This is a genomic window from Halorussus halophilus (genome assembly GCF_008831545.1).
Taxonomy (GTDB): domain Archaea; phylum Halobacteriota; class Halobacteria; order Halobacteriales; family Haladaptataceae; genus Halorussus; species Halorussus halophilus.
Genome location: NZ_CP044523.1, coordinates 1,993,544 through 2,006,628, shown reverse-complemented (window position 1 = coordinate 2,006,628; position 13,085 = coordinate 1,993,544). Strand labels below are relative to the sequence as shown.

The following is a 13,085-nucleotide window of genomic DNA, read 5'->3' as shown; positions in this document are numbered from 1 at the left end:
TTATAGACGGAATGATACGGGATTTTGCGTGCAAAATTCGTCCGTGAGAGACGGGATATGTAGGAGTCGATTTTTCGGATTACTCGCCGAAACCCGTCGTTATCGGCCATCTATCACGAAAGTTGCTTGCTAATCTATAGCAAAGGCTTTACTGCGTGCCTGCCGAACTCACGAACACTAGGCCTAACGGCCGTGAAACTCACATATGACGGATGACGAACTCATCTGGCGAATCGCAGGCGGTTCCGGTGACGGAATCGACTCGACGAGTCAGAACTTCGCAAAGGCCCTCATGCGGTCAGGGCTGAACGTCTTCACGCATCGCCACTATCCGTCGCGTATCCGCGGCGGCCACACGTACGTAGAAATCCGTGCCAGCGACCACGAGGTCAAGTCGCGAGGGGACGGCTACAACTTCCTGCTGGCGCTCGGTGACAGCTTCGCTCGCAACCCCCAAGAGGAAGCCTACTACGGAAACGAAGAGATCAAACCGCTCACGGAGAACTTAGACGAACTCCGCGAGGGCGGGGTCATCGTCTACGACTCCGGACTGCTCGACACCGAGGAAGTCGAGAACTTCGACGAGCGCGTCGAGGAGAACAACTGGAACGTCTACGACCTCGACTTGCGCGGCCTCGCCAAAGAGCACGGTCGCGAAATCATGCGCAACACCGCTGGCGTCGGCGCTACCGCTGCGCTCCTCGGAATGGAACTCGACAAAATCGAGGAACTCATGCAGAACGCCATGAGTGGCGACATCCTCGAAGCGAACCTCGACGTCCTCGAAGACGCCTACGAGTCCGTGCAGTCGGACTACGAGTTCACTCACGACTTGCAGATTCCGACGGGCGAACACGAGGAAGACCAAGTCCTCATCTCTGGGTCGCACGGCATCGCCTACGGTGCCATAGACGAAGGCTGTCGGTTCATCAGCGGCTACCCGATGACGCCGTGGACCGACGTGTTCACAATCATGACTCAGAACCTGCCGGACATGGGCGGCATCTCCGAGCAGGTCGAGGACGAAATCGCCGCCGCGTCGCTCGCCATCGGTGCGAGTCACGCGGGCGCGAAGGCGATGTCCGGTTCGTCTGGTGGTGGCTTCGCGTTGATGTCCGAACCGCTCGGACTCGCCGAGATTACGGAGACACCGTTGGTTTTGGTCGAGTCCATGCGTGCCGGTCCTTCGACCGGGATGCCGACCAAGCCCGAGCAGGGTGACTTGGAGCACGTCCTATACACGAGTCAGGGCGACTCCAACCGCGTCGTGTTCGCACCGGGCGACGCCGCGGAGTGTTACGAACAGACCCGAAAGGCGTTCGAAATCGCCTACAACTACCAGATTCCGGCAATCGTCCTCTACGACCAGAAGCTCTCCGGCGGACACCAGTCCACCGACGAGAGCGTCTTCGACGAGGAGCCGAACCCGGACCTCGGTAGCATCGTGACTGAGGACGACCTTGAAGAAGCTGCCAAGGAAGCCGGTCGGTTCAAGCGCTACATGTACGACTCCGACGACGGCGTCAGCAAGCGCTCGATTCCCGGTCAGAAGGGTGGCAACTTCCTCGCGTCCGGTAACGAACACAACGAAGTCGGTCACATCAGCGAGGACCCCGACAACCGCGTCATCCAGATGGACCGACGGATGGCGAAGCTCGACTCCATCCGCGAGGAGTTGAACGAGAATACGGACCACCAGCCCGTCTACGGGCCGGAGGACGCCCAGTACGGCATTCTCAGCTTCGGTTCCACGAAGGGCGTCGTCGAGGAGACCGTGGACCGTCTCAACGACGACGGCCACTCGGTCAAGGCGATGAACGTCAGCGACCTCATGCCGTTCCCGAAGGGCGAGGTTACTGACTTCCTCGAAGACGTGGACGAAGCACTGGTCGTCGAGATGACGGCGACGGCGCAGTTCCGCCGCCACATCCAGGGCCAACTCGGTCGCTTCGGCGAGAAGTTGTACAGTCTGCTCAAATACGACGGCAACCCGTTCGAACCTGAGGAGGTCGTCTCCGGGTTCGAGTCCCGTATCGAAGGGAGTGCCGACTTGGGCGAGTACAACGTCCGAATCGAATCTGCAACGGGAGACTAATCATGAGTGCATTCAACGCAATCGGCGAAGAACGCGAGATAGACCGCGACGAGTTCACGCCCGAAATCGAACCGCAGGCGACGTGGTGTCCGGGCTGTGGTGACTTCGGTGTCCTGAAGGCACTGAAACAGGCCATGCCCGAAGTTGGGCGCAACCCAGAGGAGACCCTGCTCGTCACGGGTATCGGCTGTTCGGGGAAGCTGTCGAGCTACTTCCGTAGCTACGGCTTCCACTCCATTCACGGCCGTTCGCTGCCCGTGGCTCGCGCCGCGAAGCTCGCCAACCCCGGCCTCGAAGTCGTCGCGGCCGGTGGCGACGGCGACGGCTACGGCATCGGCGGGAACCACTTCATGCACACCGCCCGTGAGAACCACGACATGACCTACATCGTCTTCGACAACGAGATCTTCGGGCTGACGAAGGGACAGACCTCCCCGACCAGTCCGAAGGGACACAAGTCGAAGACTCAGCCTCACGGCAGTGCGAAGAGTCCGATTCGACCGCTGTCGCTCGGACTGACCTCGGGTGCGACCTACGTGGCCCGCACGGCCGCAGTCAACCCGAATCAGGCGAAGGAAATCCTCACGGAGGCGATGGAGCACGACGGGTTCGCGCACATTGACTTCCTGACCCAGTGTCCGACGTGGAACAAGGACGCCAAGCAGTACGTGCCCTACATCGACGTGCAGGACAGCGACGACTACGACTTCGACATCCACAACCGCGGCGAAGCCGCAGAGATGATGCGCGAAGCCGAGGACGCCCTCTACGAGGGTGAAGTTCTGACGGGTCGGTTCTACGTGGACGACGAGCGGCCGTCCTACCAGCAGGAGAAACAGCAGACGGGCGACATGCCCGAGGAACCGCTCGCCGAGCGGTACTTCGACGACGACTACGAGTGGGAACGCTCGTACGACTTGCTCGACCGTCACAAGTAACCCGACCGCATTCGGGCCGATTTTCCGATTTTCTCGTTCGACGAGTGGCTACGTTACTCGCCTTCTTCGTCGCCTCCGTTTTCCCCGTCTTCTCCCTCCTCGCCACCCATCTCACCTTCACCCTCTCCGCCTTCTCCTCCTCCACTTTCCCCACCCTCTTCTCCTCCACTTTCCCCGCCTTCTTCTCCATCGTCACCGCCCTCTTCACCTGCACCTTCGCCACCGGGTAGCCCGCATCCTGCGAGCGTGACCGTTCCGACCGTCCCCATCGCTTGCATCATTCTGCGGCGCGAGTGCTGGTTCGACATACCGAAGGCTACGTCGAGAACGCAGGAAAAGCCACGGGCCACACTGCCCAGGACTGCATACTGCCACCAAAACGCAGGATTCACTGGTGTTCAGTCGGAACTGAAACCATTTTCTCATTCGCAAGGTATTTTTTACTGTACCGTAAATAATCCAGTAATGAGTACGCAATCGACCGAGGACCGGATTCTGTCGGTTCTCGAGGACGACGCGCAGGCTTCGTACGCCGAAATCGCCGAGCGGGCGAACGTCTCGAAGCCCACGGTGCGGAAGTACATCGACAGACTCGAAAGCGAGGGCGTCATCGTCGGGTACTCTGCCGAAATCGATCCGAAGAAACTCTCTAGCAAGAGCATCGCACTCGTGGGCATCGACGTCGCCAGCGAGGAGTACGTCGAGGCGACCCGCGAACTGAAAGAACTGGACGAAATCGAGACGCTGTACACCTCTAGCGGTGACCACATGCTGATGGCGGAAGTTCGGGCGGCCGACGGCGACGCCGTCGGTGAGGTCATCAGCGAGCGTATCATGGACATAGAGGGCGTCACCGCTGCCCATCCATCCTTCCTGCAGGAGCGATTGAAGTAGCAGTAGCCGTTCGTCCAGTCTGTGACCGAGGCGTTTATCGACCCGAAGGGAATATGCGGTAGTATTGCTCGAACTGACGCAGTCAGAATGGCTCCTCGGTGGGTTGGTCTTCTTCCTCGGTACCGCCATCTACGTCATTCTGGCAGTGAATCCGGCTGGAATGTTCGCCGGGAGCGGACTCGGAACGCCGGGGCAGTGGGCCGAAATATTTCTCCTCCAACTCGTCGGGTTCGGTGCCTTCGTCTTCGTGCGGCGACTCCGCGGAAGGGAACGCTAGTTCAGTCCGCCAGTGGGGTCTCTATCGTACTGAGCGCCTGTTGGATGCGCTCGGACGCCGTTTCCAGCCGTTCGGCGCTGTTGGCGTACGAGACGCGGAGACAGTCCTCGGCGTTGGTCCCGAAGTCCGGTCCGGGGGTCATCGCGACACCTGCTTCTTCGAGGAAGAAGTCCGCCGCATCGAAAGCATCCCCCGGTAGGTTGCTCACGTCGATGAGCAGGTAGTACGCGCCGCCCGGCGTGTAGTCCATGCTCAGTCCCCACTCTTCGACGGCGTCCACGAGGTAATCTCGTCGCTCTCGGTACGTGTCGCGCACGTCGTCCAGTCCGTTCGCCGCGGATTCGAGCGCGGCGACCCCTGCCGACTGGACGAAGTTCGGCGCGCAGATGAGGACGTTCTGGGCGATTCGGTTGACGTGTTCGACGTACTCCGGTGGCGCGACCATCCAGCCGAGTCGCCAGCCGGTCATGGCGAATCGCTTGGAGAACCCGTCCAAGACGAACGCGTCGTCGGTGTACTCCAGTATCGTGTGGTCTTCGCCCTCGTAGGTCAGTCCGTGGTACACCTCGTCGGAGATGACCGTCGCGTCCGCGGCGTCGGCGAGCGAGACCAATTCTTCGAGCGTCGAGCCGTCTAGCACCGCGCCCGTCGGGTTGGCGGGCGAGTTCAGAAGCAGGGCTTCTGTCTCGGTCGAAACCGTCCGGGCGAACTCGTTCACGTCCGGGCGGAACCCGTCCGCGGCCGAGAGCGAGACAGTCGAGATTCGACCGCCCGCCTGTCGGACGAAGTTCGGATAGCAGGCGTAGTAGGGGTCCGTGAGGACCACTTCGTCGCCGGGGTCAACCAGCGTGTTGAACGCCAACAGTAGCGCGGGCGACGACCCGGAGGTCACGATGATTCGACTGGGGTCTACGTCCACGCCGTACTGGCGGTCGTAGTACGCCGAAATCGCGCGCCGGAGTTCTGGCTTCCCTTTCGAAGACGTATAGCCCGTCTCGCCTGCTTGGAGCGCTGCGATTGCCGCATCGGTGACTGCTGCCGGTGTGTCGAAGTCCGGTTCGCCTACTTCGAGGTGTACAACGTCGTCCATGCGGTTGGCCCGTTCGAGCACTTCCATCGCGGTGAACGGGGTCGTTCGCTTCGCGCGCTCCGATACCATGTGCATTCAGTACGCGGTTCCGGGCATATAAACGCTCGATGTGACAGGCAATAGTTGCCGTCGCGTGTCGCCCCGACGACGACTGGCCGCTGGCGAGCAGTCGGACTGCCACTGCCACCGGAGTTTTGTCGTCGCTGTCACTACAGTTACGTATGCCCACCTACCAGCGCCACGTCTGGGTAGACGCCCCACTAGACGAGGTGTGGGAGTTTCACTCCCGCGTCGAAGGGTTGGAGGCACTCACGCCCAGTTGGATGAACCTCCGGGTCGAGACGGTGTACGGTCCAGACGGCGAGCGGGACCCCGAACTTCTCGAAGAAGGTGCGGAGGCACACATGTCGCTCCAACCGTTCGGCGTCGGTCCGCGCCAGTCGTGGGTGTCACACGTCACGAAGCGCGAACGCGAGGACGACCACGCCGTCTTCGAAGACGAGATGGCGGACGGCCCGTTCCCGTCGTGGACCCATACCCACCGCTTCTACGCTGAAGACGGTGGAACGGTCGTCTGGGACACCGTCGAGTACGAACTCCCCTTGGTAGGGGGAAAACTCGGCTCGCTCGGATGGGTCGGCTTCGAACCCATGTTTCGGGAGCGGCACAAGCGCACCAAGCGGATTCTGGAGAGCGAGAGCGAAAGTGGCCCGTCGCACTCCGACTCACACGCCGAGGAGCAACGGCCCGAGTAACACCCCCATCAGGTGGACGCGACGCGCGCCGAACTGGGCGGGGACGAGACCGACGAGCGTCGCCACGACGAGAACGACGACGCCGAGCAGTCCCGCGAAGAGCCAACTCAGCGTGCCGAGCAGGAGGAGAATAGCGACCGACAGTTTCGTGTAGTCTATCGACCCGACCACCCGCAGGTATCGGTCGCCGACCAGCAAGACGAGCGCGAAGCCAGCTATTCCGGCGAGTAACGCGCTGGCGAGCAGAAGTGGCAGGTTGACCGGCGCGCCGGTGTCTTCGAGCGCGACCATGACTCCGGTTCGTGGCGTTCCGAGCGCGGCGAGAGCGAACAGCGCGAAAATCGTGTTTGCCGTGTTCACCCCGCTCGTCGCCACGACGAATCCGCGCGCTTCGGTCGAACCGGGGACGAGCGCCAGCGCGACGACCGCCGCGATGGCACCCGAGACGCCCGGAAGGTAGCCGACGATGGCACCGGCGAACGCGCCCGCGAACGCCGTGATAACGACTGTCTTCGGCGTCGAGGCGACGACAGCGTCGTCCTGTCGTGGCACGCCAGCGCCGGAGATGGCTTCAAGCAATATCGGCGCGCCGAACAGTCCGGCAAAGAGGGGTGTGAGCATGCTCCCTGCGTCGAGCGGCGCGGTCGGCACGATGTCGAGAGTGGCGTATCCGAGCGCGGCGCTTCCGGCGAAACCGGCCGCGCCGCCGACTCCCGCCCGGAGCGACCCTTCGGTGAGGAGGAGGAACGCAGTTACCCCACCCAAGACGAGCGAGAGGTGGGCTTTGACGACGGGATACGCAGTCGTCATCACCATCGTGACCGGAACTGCGAGTGGTACCGCGAAACAGACCGCGAGTCCGCTCCCCATCGCGGAGAGTCTGACTGCTTCTCTCCCCCGGCCAGCGATGACGAGTCGATGCGCGGGCAGTGCCGTCGCGGCCATCGCGGCGTCGGGGACGCCGAGCGCGAGCGCCGGGACCACGTCCAGAAACGAGTGGACGACGCCCGCCGCGAGCATCGCCGCGCCGACGAGTCCCGGCGGACCGGGAATCGCAGGTGCCGCGGCGACGAGGAGCAACGCGAGGTTGTTGACGTGCAGTCCCGGTACGAGTCCGCTCAGCGTTCCGAGACAGATGCCACCGACGACGAACGCGACCGCCATCGCCGACGCGTCGAGGGAGAAGGCCAGTTGCGTGCCGAACGCCTGCATCGCCGGGAGTTGGTCCCGGGTTCGGATTTAAACGTTCGTGTCAGTTCAGCGCGCGTAGCGAGACGTCGCCGTTCGTCGTCTCGACTGTCACGTCGTGGATACCGTCGCCGAGCGTCCCACGGATTCGATTCTCTCCCGCTTCGACCGATTCGAGCGGAAGACCGTTGTTCGTCACGTCGCCGTTGGTCGTCCGTGCGAGGACAGTCGCGTCTACGTCCGTAGCGAGTGCGGCCGAAACGTCACCGTTCTTCGAGCGAATCGAAACGTCGCTCCGGACGTTGGCAACTGCGACGTCCACGTCGCCGTTCTCGGTCTCCGCGGACTCGACACCAGTCACTCCGTAGGCACGCACGTCGCCGTTCATCGAGCGAACCGAGACGTAGCCCTCGACGTTTTGGACGATTGCGTCGCCGTTCTTCGATTCGGCAGTATCGACTTCGACGTCCTCCGGAACGTCGATTTCGAGCGAGATGGAGACGCTCCCGAACAGCACGTTCTTCGTCTTCCCGGCGATACGGAGATGTCCATCGTTGCGACTCACGTCGAGTGCCGCCGCGCTGAGTTTGGCCAACCCCGTTGCGGTCTTGACCGCGCGCACCTGCACCGCGTCGCCATCTGTACGATTGACAGTCACGTCGCCGTTGTCGGTTTCAGCACTCAACGTGTCGCCGTCGAACTCGACTTCGCGCGTGACTTGGTCGCGTTTACGACCGGACGTCCCGAGGCCGAGAACGCCCGCGAACACGGCCGACACTCCAACTACGCCCGCACCGAGTAGACTGCGACGAGTGAGTTTGTTCGTCATATCTAACACGTCGGTCGGAAGTAGGTTATACCTCCCGAGCGGTCACCGACCCGGAAAACGAGGAGTAAGTTTTTATACTAGTTGCGCGCGAGCGCCGCCGCTGACCGACTTGCGCGCGAAAGAAATCGAGTTTCGAGTTGCGGAGTTACCCGAAGAGTTCGCCGAGACCTTCGCCGTCTGCCTCGTCGTCGCCGTCGTCCTCTTCTTCCTCTGCTTCGGCCTCTTCCTCTTCGGCTTCGTCGTCGCCGCCTTCGTCGGCACTGCCCTCGACTGCGCCGCCTGCTGCGGCACCGCCAGCGGGAACTGCCGCGGCCTGCTCGACTGCCTCGTCGATATCGACGTCCTCCAGCGCGGCGACGAGCGCCTTGACGCGGGATTCCTCGACATCGACGCCAGCAGCGTCGAGCACGTTGGTGAGGTTCTCTTCGTTGATCTCTTCGCCCGATTCGTTCAGGATGAGCGCAGCGTAAACGTATTCCATTGTTAGTAGTGTGTAAGGTTGTTATCCGAACATCGCACCGAGACCTTCGCCACCGTCGGACCCGTCGTCGTCTTCGTCCTCGTCGGTGTCGTCTTCCTCGGCTTCGGATTCAGTTTCTTCGTCGGTCGATTCGTCTTCCGTTGAACCACTGCCAGCGGCGGGAGCGTCGATGTCACGAAGCTCCTCGGGCAGTGCTTCTTCGTCGTCAATCTGAGCAGCAAGTGCGCGCACTTGGCCGTCGGCCTTGCTCACGAGGTCGTCCGCGAGGTCCGGGCTCTCGACGGACGCCGACAGACCGAGGCTCTTGGCCTCGCCTTCTGCCTTCTGGATGAGCGTCGGCGTGGTCTGGGCGGTCGGGTAGACCGCGTTGACCGAGAGGTTCCGAGCGCGGGCCGCGGCAGCCTCGACGTCTGCGCGGTACTCCTCGACGTCGATGGCCAGTTCGTCGGCCTCGAAGAGGACGCCGTCGGAGTAGACGCCGCTGAGGTCGAGTCCGACCTCTTTGGGTTCCATGCCGAGTTCCGCGAGGACGTTCGCGACGTCCGCGGAGACCTCTTCGCCTTCTTCGACGACGAGGCTGTCCTCGGTGACTTGGATGGAACCGTCCATGATGCGTGCCGCCGCACCGATGCTCTGGAGTTCGCCCACGAACGGACCCGGATCGACACCAGTGTCGCCTTCCGGAATCATGATGTCGTTCGGCGCGACTTCGCCAGCACCGATGGGTGCCGGACTCTTCGACTCTTCGAGCTGTTTGTACAGTCCGAAGGGGTTGTCGTTCGTGCCGATGAGACCCACCTCGCCAGCGACGTACTCGTTCAGCTCTTCGACGCCCGCATCGACTTCGTCGAGCGCGCGCGAGAGGAGCGTGTTCCGGCTGATGCGAAGCTCTGCACTCCCGTGCAGGTTGCGGCGCATCGTCTGAAGCTGGCGAGACGGGATGCCAGCGACGTTGACGATGCCGACGCTGCTGTAGCCGTCGATGAGGTCCACGAGGTCGTCGACCTCTTCGCGCTTCCACTCGGGAATGGTCTCGGTCTTGCGTTCGGCTTCGGCCGACATGTTAGGCTACCTCCTTGGCGGGCCCCATCGTCGTCTTCACGAAGACGCTGTCGATGTTGAGTGGACCCTTCTCCAGGTCGGAGTGAAGTCGGCGAAGGATGACGTCGATGTTGTCGGCGATTTCCTCCGCGTCCATGTCCTCCGCGCCAACGCGGGTGTGGAAGGTGCGCCGGTCGCCACTCCGAAGCTGCACCGTATTCTTCATACGGTTGACAGTCTCGACGACGTCGTCGTCGGGTTGGAGTGGTTCGGGCATCTTCCCTCGGGGGCCGAGAATGGTACCGAGGTAGCGACCGATGTCTTGCATCAGTGCCGCCTCGGCGATGAAGAAGTCGGTTTCGTCGGCGAGGTCCTTCGCGCGGTCGTCGTCGCCTCCGAGGTCTTCGAGTTCGTCGCTGTCGAAGACTTCGTCTGCAACGTCTTCCGCACGAAGTGCCGTCTCGCCTTCCGCGAACACGACGATCTTCGTCTCTTGTCCAGTCCCGGCAGGGAGGACGATACTCTCGTCTACACGGTTCGACGGTTCGTTAAGGTCTAGGTCACGCAAGTTGATAGCGAGGTCCACCGTCTCGCGGAAGTTCCGCTCAGGTCGGTCCTCGAGTGCGCTTGCAACTGCTTGCTCTATTTCCTGATCTGCCATTGTTCACCTCCGTAGTACGCAGGATGCTCCTACGGGTCAGTGAAACAGGCTAAGCCTGTCTCACTCGGAACGGAAGGCCATCCGAAACTTAAACCCGTCGAAGCAGTGGCAGTCTGGCGACCGTTCACGTGGGCGAGCGGGCCGAAAGAACTGGTTTCGGCACGAGAGTCGTTGGCGAGGGTCTCGCCTGCGTGCGCGCGAAGATGTTATCACGAGCTATCACGGGCGTCGTGACTCTTGACTCGGAGAATCGAAGAAAATCGGCGTCGTCAATTACGCTTCGACCAGCACGTCGTCGTACTCGCCGGCGTCGACCTTCTCTTTGAACTCTCGTGCGTCGTCGCCCTCGATGGTGACGCCGAGCGAGGCGCAGGTGCCGACGACTTCCTTCGCGGCGTTCTTCGTGTCGTAGGCGAGCAGGTCCGGGGACTTCTGCTCGGCAATGGTCTTGACTTGTTCGATGGAGATGTCCGCGACGAAGTCCTTCTGGGGCTCGCCGCTACCGGTGTCGAATCCGGCCTCGTCCTTGATGAGCGCGGCCGTCGGCGGGACACCGACTTCGATCTCGTAGCTCCCGTCGTCTTCGACGGTGATGGTCACGGGGACCTCGGTGCCGTCGAAGGCTTCGGTCTGTTCGTTGATGTCGTTGACGACGTCCTGCACGTTGACCGCGGTCGGGCCGAGTTCCGGGCCGAGCGGCGGGCCGGGGTCGGCCTGACCACCGGGTACGAGTACTTCGATTGTATCAGCCATGTCTGTACGAACCCGCGCGGCGGTTTTAAGAGTTATCTTTCCGTCTGCGGCTTGGGAAGTTCTCTCCCCCGAGCAGACCACCAATCCGGTCCTCAAGGCAGACTGACGCCGTGACGGGAGAGGAACTCGGTCGCTTCCTCGATTTCGACCGGACTGCCGATGATGCGAGCCCAATCCTCCGCTGGCTTGAAGATGCTAACTGTAAACTGCGCTTGCAACTCCGCTTCGAGCCCCTCCAACTCGTCGGCGGGGAGAACTATCTGTGTGCTGTCCCGAAACGTGGAGGGGCCGGGCATCGTTTGGGCGTGATTGCTAGGTATTGATTAACGTACCGAAGTCCTGTGTCGCGGAGAGTCGCCCCGCCGAACGAAAGGGTTTTTCGGCGAGCGTAGCCCACTCTCTGGTAATGGGACTGGAGGAGGAAATCGAAGACCTCCGCGAAGAGATAGCGGAGACGCCGTACAACAAGTCTACCGAGGCGCACATCGGTCGGCTGAAGTCGAAACTCGCGGAGAAGAAAGAGAAGCTACGAAACCAGTCCTCCGCGGGCGGCGGGGAAGGCTACGCCGTCGAGAAGACTGGCGACGCCACCGTCGCGTTCGTCGGATTCCCCAGCGTCGGGAAGTCCACACTGCTGAACTCGCTCACCGCCGCCGAGAGCGAGACCGGCGAGTACGAGTTCACCACGCTGAACGTGAATCCGGGGATGCTCCAGTACAACGGCGCAAACATCCAACTGTTAGACGTGCCGGGCCTCATCGAAGGCGCGGCCCACGGACGCGGCGGCGGCCAAGAAGTCCTCTCGGTCGTGCGGGCCGCAGACCTCGTGGTGTTCGTCCTCTCGGTGTTCGAAATCGAGCAGTACGACAAGCTCAAACAGGAGTTGTACGCGAACAAGATTCGACTCGACCAAGGGCCACCGAGCGTCAAGATCGCGAAGAAAGGGAAGGGTGGCATCCGGGTCACCTCCAGCGTGGACTTGGAAATGTCCGAGAACGTCGTGAAGGAAGTCTTGCGCGAGCAGGGCTACGTCAACGCCGACGTGACCATCCGCGAGCAGTTGGACATCGACCGCCTCGTGGACGGCGTGATGGACAACCGGGAGTACCTGCCCTCCATCGTCTCGGTGAACAAGGTGGACCTCATCGAACCGGACTACATCGAGACGGTCAAAGACGACCTGCGCGACCACGACATCGACCCCGAAGAAGCCATCTTCATCTCCGCGGAGGAGGAGAAGGGTCTCGAATCGCTCAAAGAACACATCTGGGAGGCGCTCGGCCTGATGCGAATCTACATGGACAAACCGGGCCGCGGCGTGGACTACGACGAACCGCTCGTGTTGCCCCGCGGTTCGACAATCGAAGACGCCTGCCACCACCTCGGCGGCGACCTAGAACAGCGGTTCCGCTTCGCACGCGTCTCCGGTCCGAGCGCAAAACACGACGAACAGCAGGTCGGCATGGGCCACGAACTCGCCGACGAAGACGTGCTTCGTCTCGTCGTGCGCAAGTGACGATGGGCGACGACGGCGACAGCGTTAGACTGGTGGCTCTTCTTGCGCTCACCGTCGTTCCGTGGACGATTCTCGGCGACGGCAGTCTCGTCTTCCCGTGGGGGTTGGCAATCGTCGATTCCTTGCACGTGACCACCGTCTGGGACTACGTGTTCGTCTACACCGCTGGGCTTCCGCGCCGACTGCTCGCATGGCCGATAGGGTCGCTGCTGTACCTGTTGGCGGTTCTGAGTGCTGGTGTCGGGGTGTTGGTGGGAGAGGGGTACGAGGACAGGCGACTGACCGGTGGCCTCCTCGCGCTCGCGGGCGCGAATCATCTATTATTCGCAGTCGGAATGGCGAACCGCTCACGGTTGACCGTGATTCCGCTCGGAGTAGTGTTGCTGTGGGGCGCGGCGTGGTGGTTCCACTGGCCGGATATTCGACGGATCGTGTAACGTTCGATGGCCGAACTCGCGGTACCGACCATGACATCCCCGTGTCGAGACACTGCATATACCTTCCGTGCCGGGGTGTACGAATCGCGCGAGTATCGAGAGACTCGGATGGAACTTCACAAATCGTACA

At 62.0% G+C, this 13,085-nt stretch carries 16 protein-coding genes; 7 read left to right on the top strand and 9 right to left on the bottom strand.

All coding sequences use genetic code 11. From position 1 onward, the window contains the following. Positions 1-205: 205 nt before the first annotated feature. Complete coding sequence (locus F7R90_RS09850; RefSeq protein WP_158057281.1) at positions 206-2,095, top strand: 2-oxoacid:acceptor oxidoreductase subunit alpha; 1,890 nt, start codon at positions 206-208, stop codon at positions 2,093-2,095. A gap of 2 nt (positions 2,096-2,097) precedes the next feature. Then, entirely contained in the window at positions 2,098-3,033 is a 936-nt protein-coding gene (locus F7R90_RS09845) for a thiamine pyrophosphate-dependent enzyme (RefSeq protein ID WP_158057280.1), read from the top strand. A gap of 53 nt (positions 3,034-3,086) precedes the next feature. Here the strand turns inward: F7R90_RS09845 and F7R90_RS09840 are convergent, their stop codons facing one another. After that, positions 3,087-3,341 (bottom strand): hypothetical protein, encoded by a 255-nt coding sequence (locus tag F7R90_RS09840; protein ID WP_158057279.1) that lies wholly within the window; start codon positions 3,339-3,341, stop codon positions 3,087-3,089. 157 nt (positions 3,342-3,498) lie between these two features. On the opposite strand from F7R90_RS09840, the gene lrpA1 reads away from it, so the two are divergent. Beyond that, on the top strand, positions 3,499-3,927 hold the full coding sequence (gene lrpA1 / locus F7R90_RS09835) for an HTH-type transcriptional regulator LrpA1 (protein WP_158057278.1): 429 nt from the start codon (positions 3,499-3,501) through the stop codon (positions 3,925-3,927). A 64-nt stretch (positions 3,928-3,991) separates the two neighbouring features. Then, the gene (locus F7R90_RS09830; RefSeq protein ID WP_158057277.1) at positions 3,992-4,204 is read left to right on the top strand and encodes a hypothetical protein; all 213 of its coding nucleotides are present in this window, start codon (positions 3,992-3,994) and stop codon (positions 4,202-4,204) included. A gap of 1 nt (position 4,205) precedes the next feature. Here the strand turns inward: F7R90_RS09830 and F7R90_RS09825 are convergent, their stop codons facing one another. Then, positions 4,206-5,363 carry a pyridoxal phosphate-dependent aminotransferase gene (locus F7R90_RS09825; RefSeq protein WP_158057276.1) on the bottom strand — a complete coding sequence of 386 codons (1,158 nt, stop codon included), beginning with the start codon at positions 5,361-5,363 and terminating at the stop codon, positions 4,206-4,208. A gap of 152 nt (positions 5,364-5,515) precedes the next feature. Here F7R90_RS09825 and F7R90_RS09820 point away from each other — a divergent pair, with 152 nt between their 5' ends. Next, positions 5,516-6,049 carry an SRPBCC family protein gene (locus tag F7R90_RS09820; protein WP_158057275.1) on the top strand — a complete coding sequence of 178 codons (534 nt, stop codon included), beginning with the start codon at positions 5,516-5,518 and terminating at the stop codon, positions 6,047-6,049. Here F7R90_RS09820 and F7R90_RS09815 read toward each other — a convergent pair. The 7 genes from F7R90_RS09815 to F7R90_RS09785 form a co-directional block, all read right to left on the bottom strand. Continuing rightward, the gene (locus F7R90_RS09815) at positions 6,020-7,261 is read right to left on the bottom strand and encodes a tripartite tricarboxylate transporter permease (RefSeq protein ID WP_158057274.1); all 1,242 of its coding nucleotides are present in this window, start codon (positions 7,259-7,261) and stop codon (positions 6,020-6,022) included. The genes F7R90_RS09820 and F7R90_RS09815 overlap by 30 nt on opposite strands. Positions 7,262-7,301: 40 nt before the next feature. Beyond that, positions 7,302-8,066, bottom strand: coding sequence for a DUF4097 family beta strand repeat-containing protein (locus F7R90_RS09810; protein ID WP_158057273.1), 765 nt, complete (start codon positions 8,064-8,066; stop codon positions 7,302-7,304). A 145-nt stretch (positions 8,067-8,211) separates the two neighbouring features. Then, the gene (rpl12p, locus tag F7R90_RS09805; protein ID WP_158057272.1) at positions 8,212-8,547 is read right to left on the bottom strand and encodes a 50S ribosomal protein P1; all 336 of its coding nucleotides are present in this window, start codon (positions 8,545-8,547) and stop codon (positions 8,212-8,214) included. Positions 8,548-8,568: 21 nt separating this feature from the next. Further along, entirely contained in the window at positions 8,569-9,609 is a 1,041-nt protein-coding gene (locus F7R90_RS09800; RefSeq protein WP_158057271.1) for a 50S ribosomal protein L10, read from the bottom strand. A gap of 1 nt (position 9,610) precedes the next feature. Further along, positions 9,611-10,249, bottom strand: a complete 639-nt coding sequence (locus F7R90_RS09795; RefSeq protein ID WP_158057270.1) for a 50S ribosomal protein L1 — start codon at positions 10,247-10,249, stop codon at positions 9,611-9,613. 273 nt (positions 10,250-10,522) lie between these two features. Further along, the gene (locus F7R90_RS09790; RefSeq protein WP_158057269.1) at positions 10,523-11,002 is read right to left on the bottom strand and encodes a 50S ribosomal protein L11; all 480 of its coding nucleotides are present in this window, start codon (positions 11,000-11,002) and stop codon (positions 10,523-10,525) included. Between the two features lie 92 nt (positions 11,003-11,094). Next, positions 11,095-11,298, bottom strand: coding sequence for a VNG_1110C family protein (locus F7R90_RS09785; RefSeq protein WP_158057268.1), 204 nt, complete (start codon positions 11,296-11,298; stop codon positions 11,095-11,097). A gap of 110 nt (positions 11,299-11,408) precedes the next feature. Here F7R90_RS09785 and F7R90_RS09780 point away from each other — a divergent pair, with 110 nt between their 5' ends. Together F7R90_RS09780 and F7R90_RS09775 are read left to right on the top strand one after the other, a co-directional pair. Then, positions 11,409-12,518, top strand: a complete 1,110-nt coding sequence (locus F7R90_RS09780) for an OBG GTPase family GTP-binding protein (RefSeq protein WP_158057267.1) — start codon at positions 11,409-11,411, stop codon at positions 12,516-12,518. A 2-nt stretch (positions 12,519-12,520) separates the two neighbouring features. After that, positions 12,521-12,955 carry a TIGR04206 family protein gene (locus F7R90_RS09775; RefSeq protein ID WP_158057266.1) on the top strand — a complete coding sequence of 145 codons (435 nt, stop codon included), beginning with the start codon at positions 12,521-12,523 and terminating at the stop codon, positions 12,953-12,955. Positions 12,956-13,085 lie beyond the last annotated feature (130 nt).

Bases quoted from the DNA above. Each gene is read 5' to 3' on its own strand.
- F7R90_RS09790 (WP_158057269.1), bottom strand. From the start codon at position 11,002: ATGGCTGATACAATCGAAGTACTCGTACCCGGTGGTCAGGCCGACCCC.
- F7R90_RS09840 (WP_158057279.1), bottom strand. From the start codon at position 3,341: ATGTCGAACCAGCACTCGCGCCGCAGAATGATGCAAGCGATGGGGACG.
- F7R90_RS09800 (WP_158057271.1), bottom strand. From the start codon at position 9,609: ATGTCGGCCGAAGCCGAACGCAAGACCGAGACCATTCCCGAGTGGAAG.
- F7R90_RS09850 (WP_158057281.1), top strand. From the start codon at position 206: ATGACGGATGACGAACTCATCTGGCGAATCGCAGGCGGTTCCGGTGAC.
- F7R90_RS09845 (WP_158057280.1), top strand. From the start codon at position 2,098: ATGAGTGCATTCAACGCAATCGGCGAAGAACGCGAGATAGACCGCGAC.
- F7R90_RS09775 (WP_158057266.1), top strand. From the start codon at position 12,521: ATGGGCGACGACGGCGACAGCGTTAGACTGGTGGCTCTTCTTGCGCTC.
- F7R90_RS09815 (WP_158057274.1), bottom strand. From the start codon at position 7,261: ATGCAGGCGTTCGGCACGCAACTGGCCTTCTCCCTCGACGCGTCGGCG.
- F7R90_RS09785 (WP_158057268.1), bottom strand. From the start codon at position 11,298: ATGCCCGGCCCCTCCACGTTTCGGGACAGCACACAGATAGTTCTCCCC.
- F7R90_RS09810 (WP_158057273.1), bottom strand. From the start codon at position 8,066: ATGACGAACAAACTCACTCGTCGCAGTCTACTCGGTGCGGGCGTAGTT.
- F7R90_RS09820 (WP_158057275.1), top strand. From the start codon at position 5,516: ATGCCCACCTACCAGCGCCACGTCTGGGTAGACGCCCCACTAGACGAG.
- F7R90_RS09795 (WP_158057270.1), bottom strand. From the start codon at position 10,249: ATGGCAGATCAGGAAATAGAGCAAGCAGTTGCAAGCGCACTCGAGGAC.
- F7R90_RS09825 (WP_158057276.1), bottom strand. From the start codon at position 5,363: ATGGTATCGGAGCGCGCGAAGCGAACGACCCCGTTCACCGCGATGGAA.
- lrpA1 (WP_158057278.1), top strand. From the start codon at position 3,499: ATGAGTACGCAATCGACCGAGGACCGGATTCTGTCGGTTCTCGAGGAC.
- F7R90_RS09780 (WP_158057267.1), top strand. From the start codon at position 11,409: ATGGGACTGGAGGAGGAAATCGAAGACCTCCGCGAAGAGATAGCGGAG.
- rpl12p (WP_158057272.1), bottom strand. From the start codon at position 8,547: ATGGAATACGTTTACGCTGCGCTCATCCTGAACGAATCGGGCGAAGAG.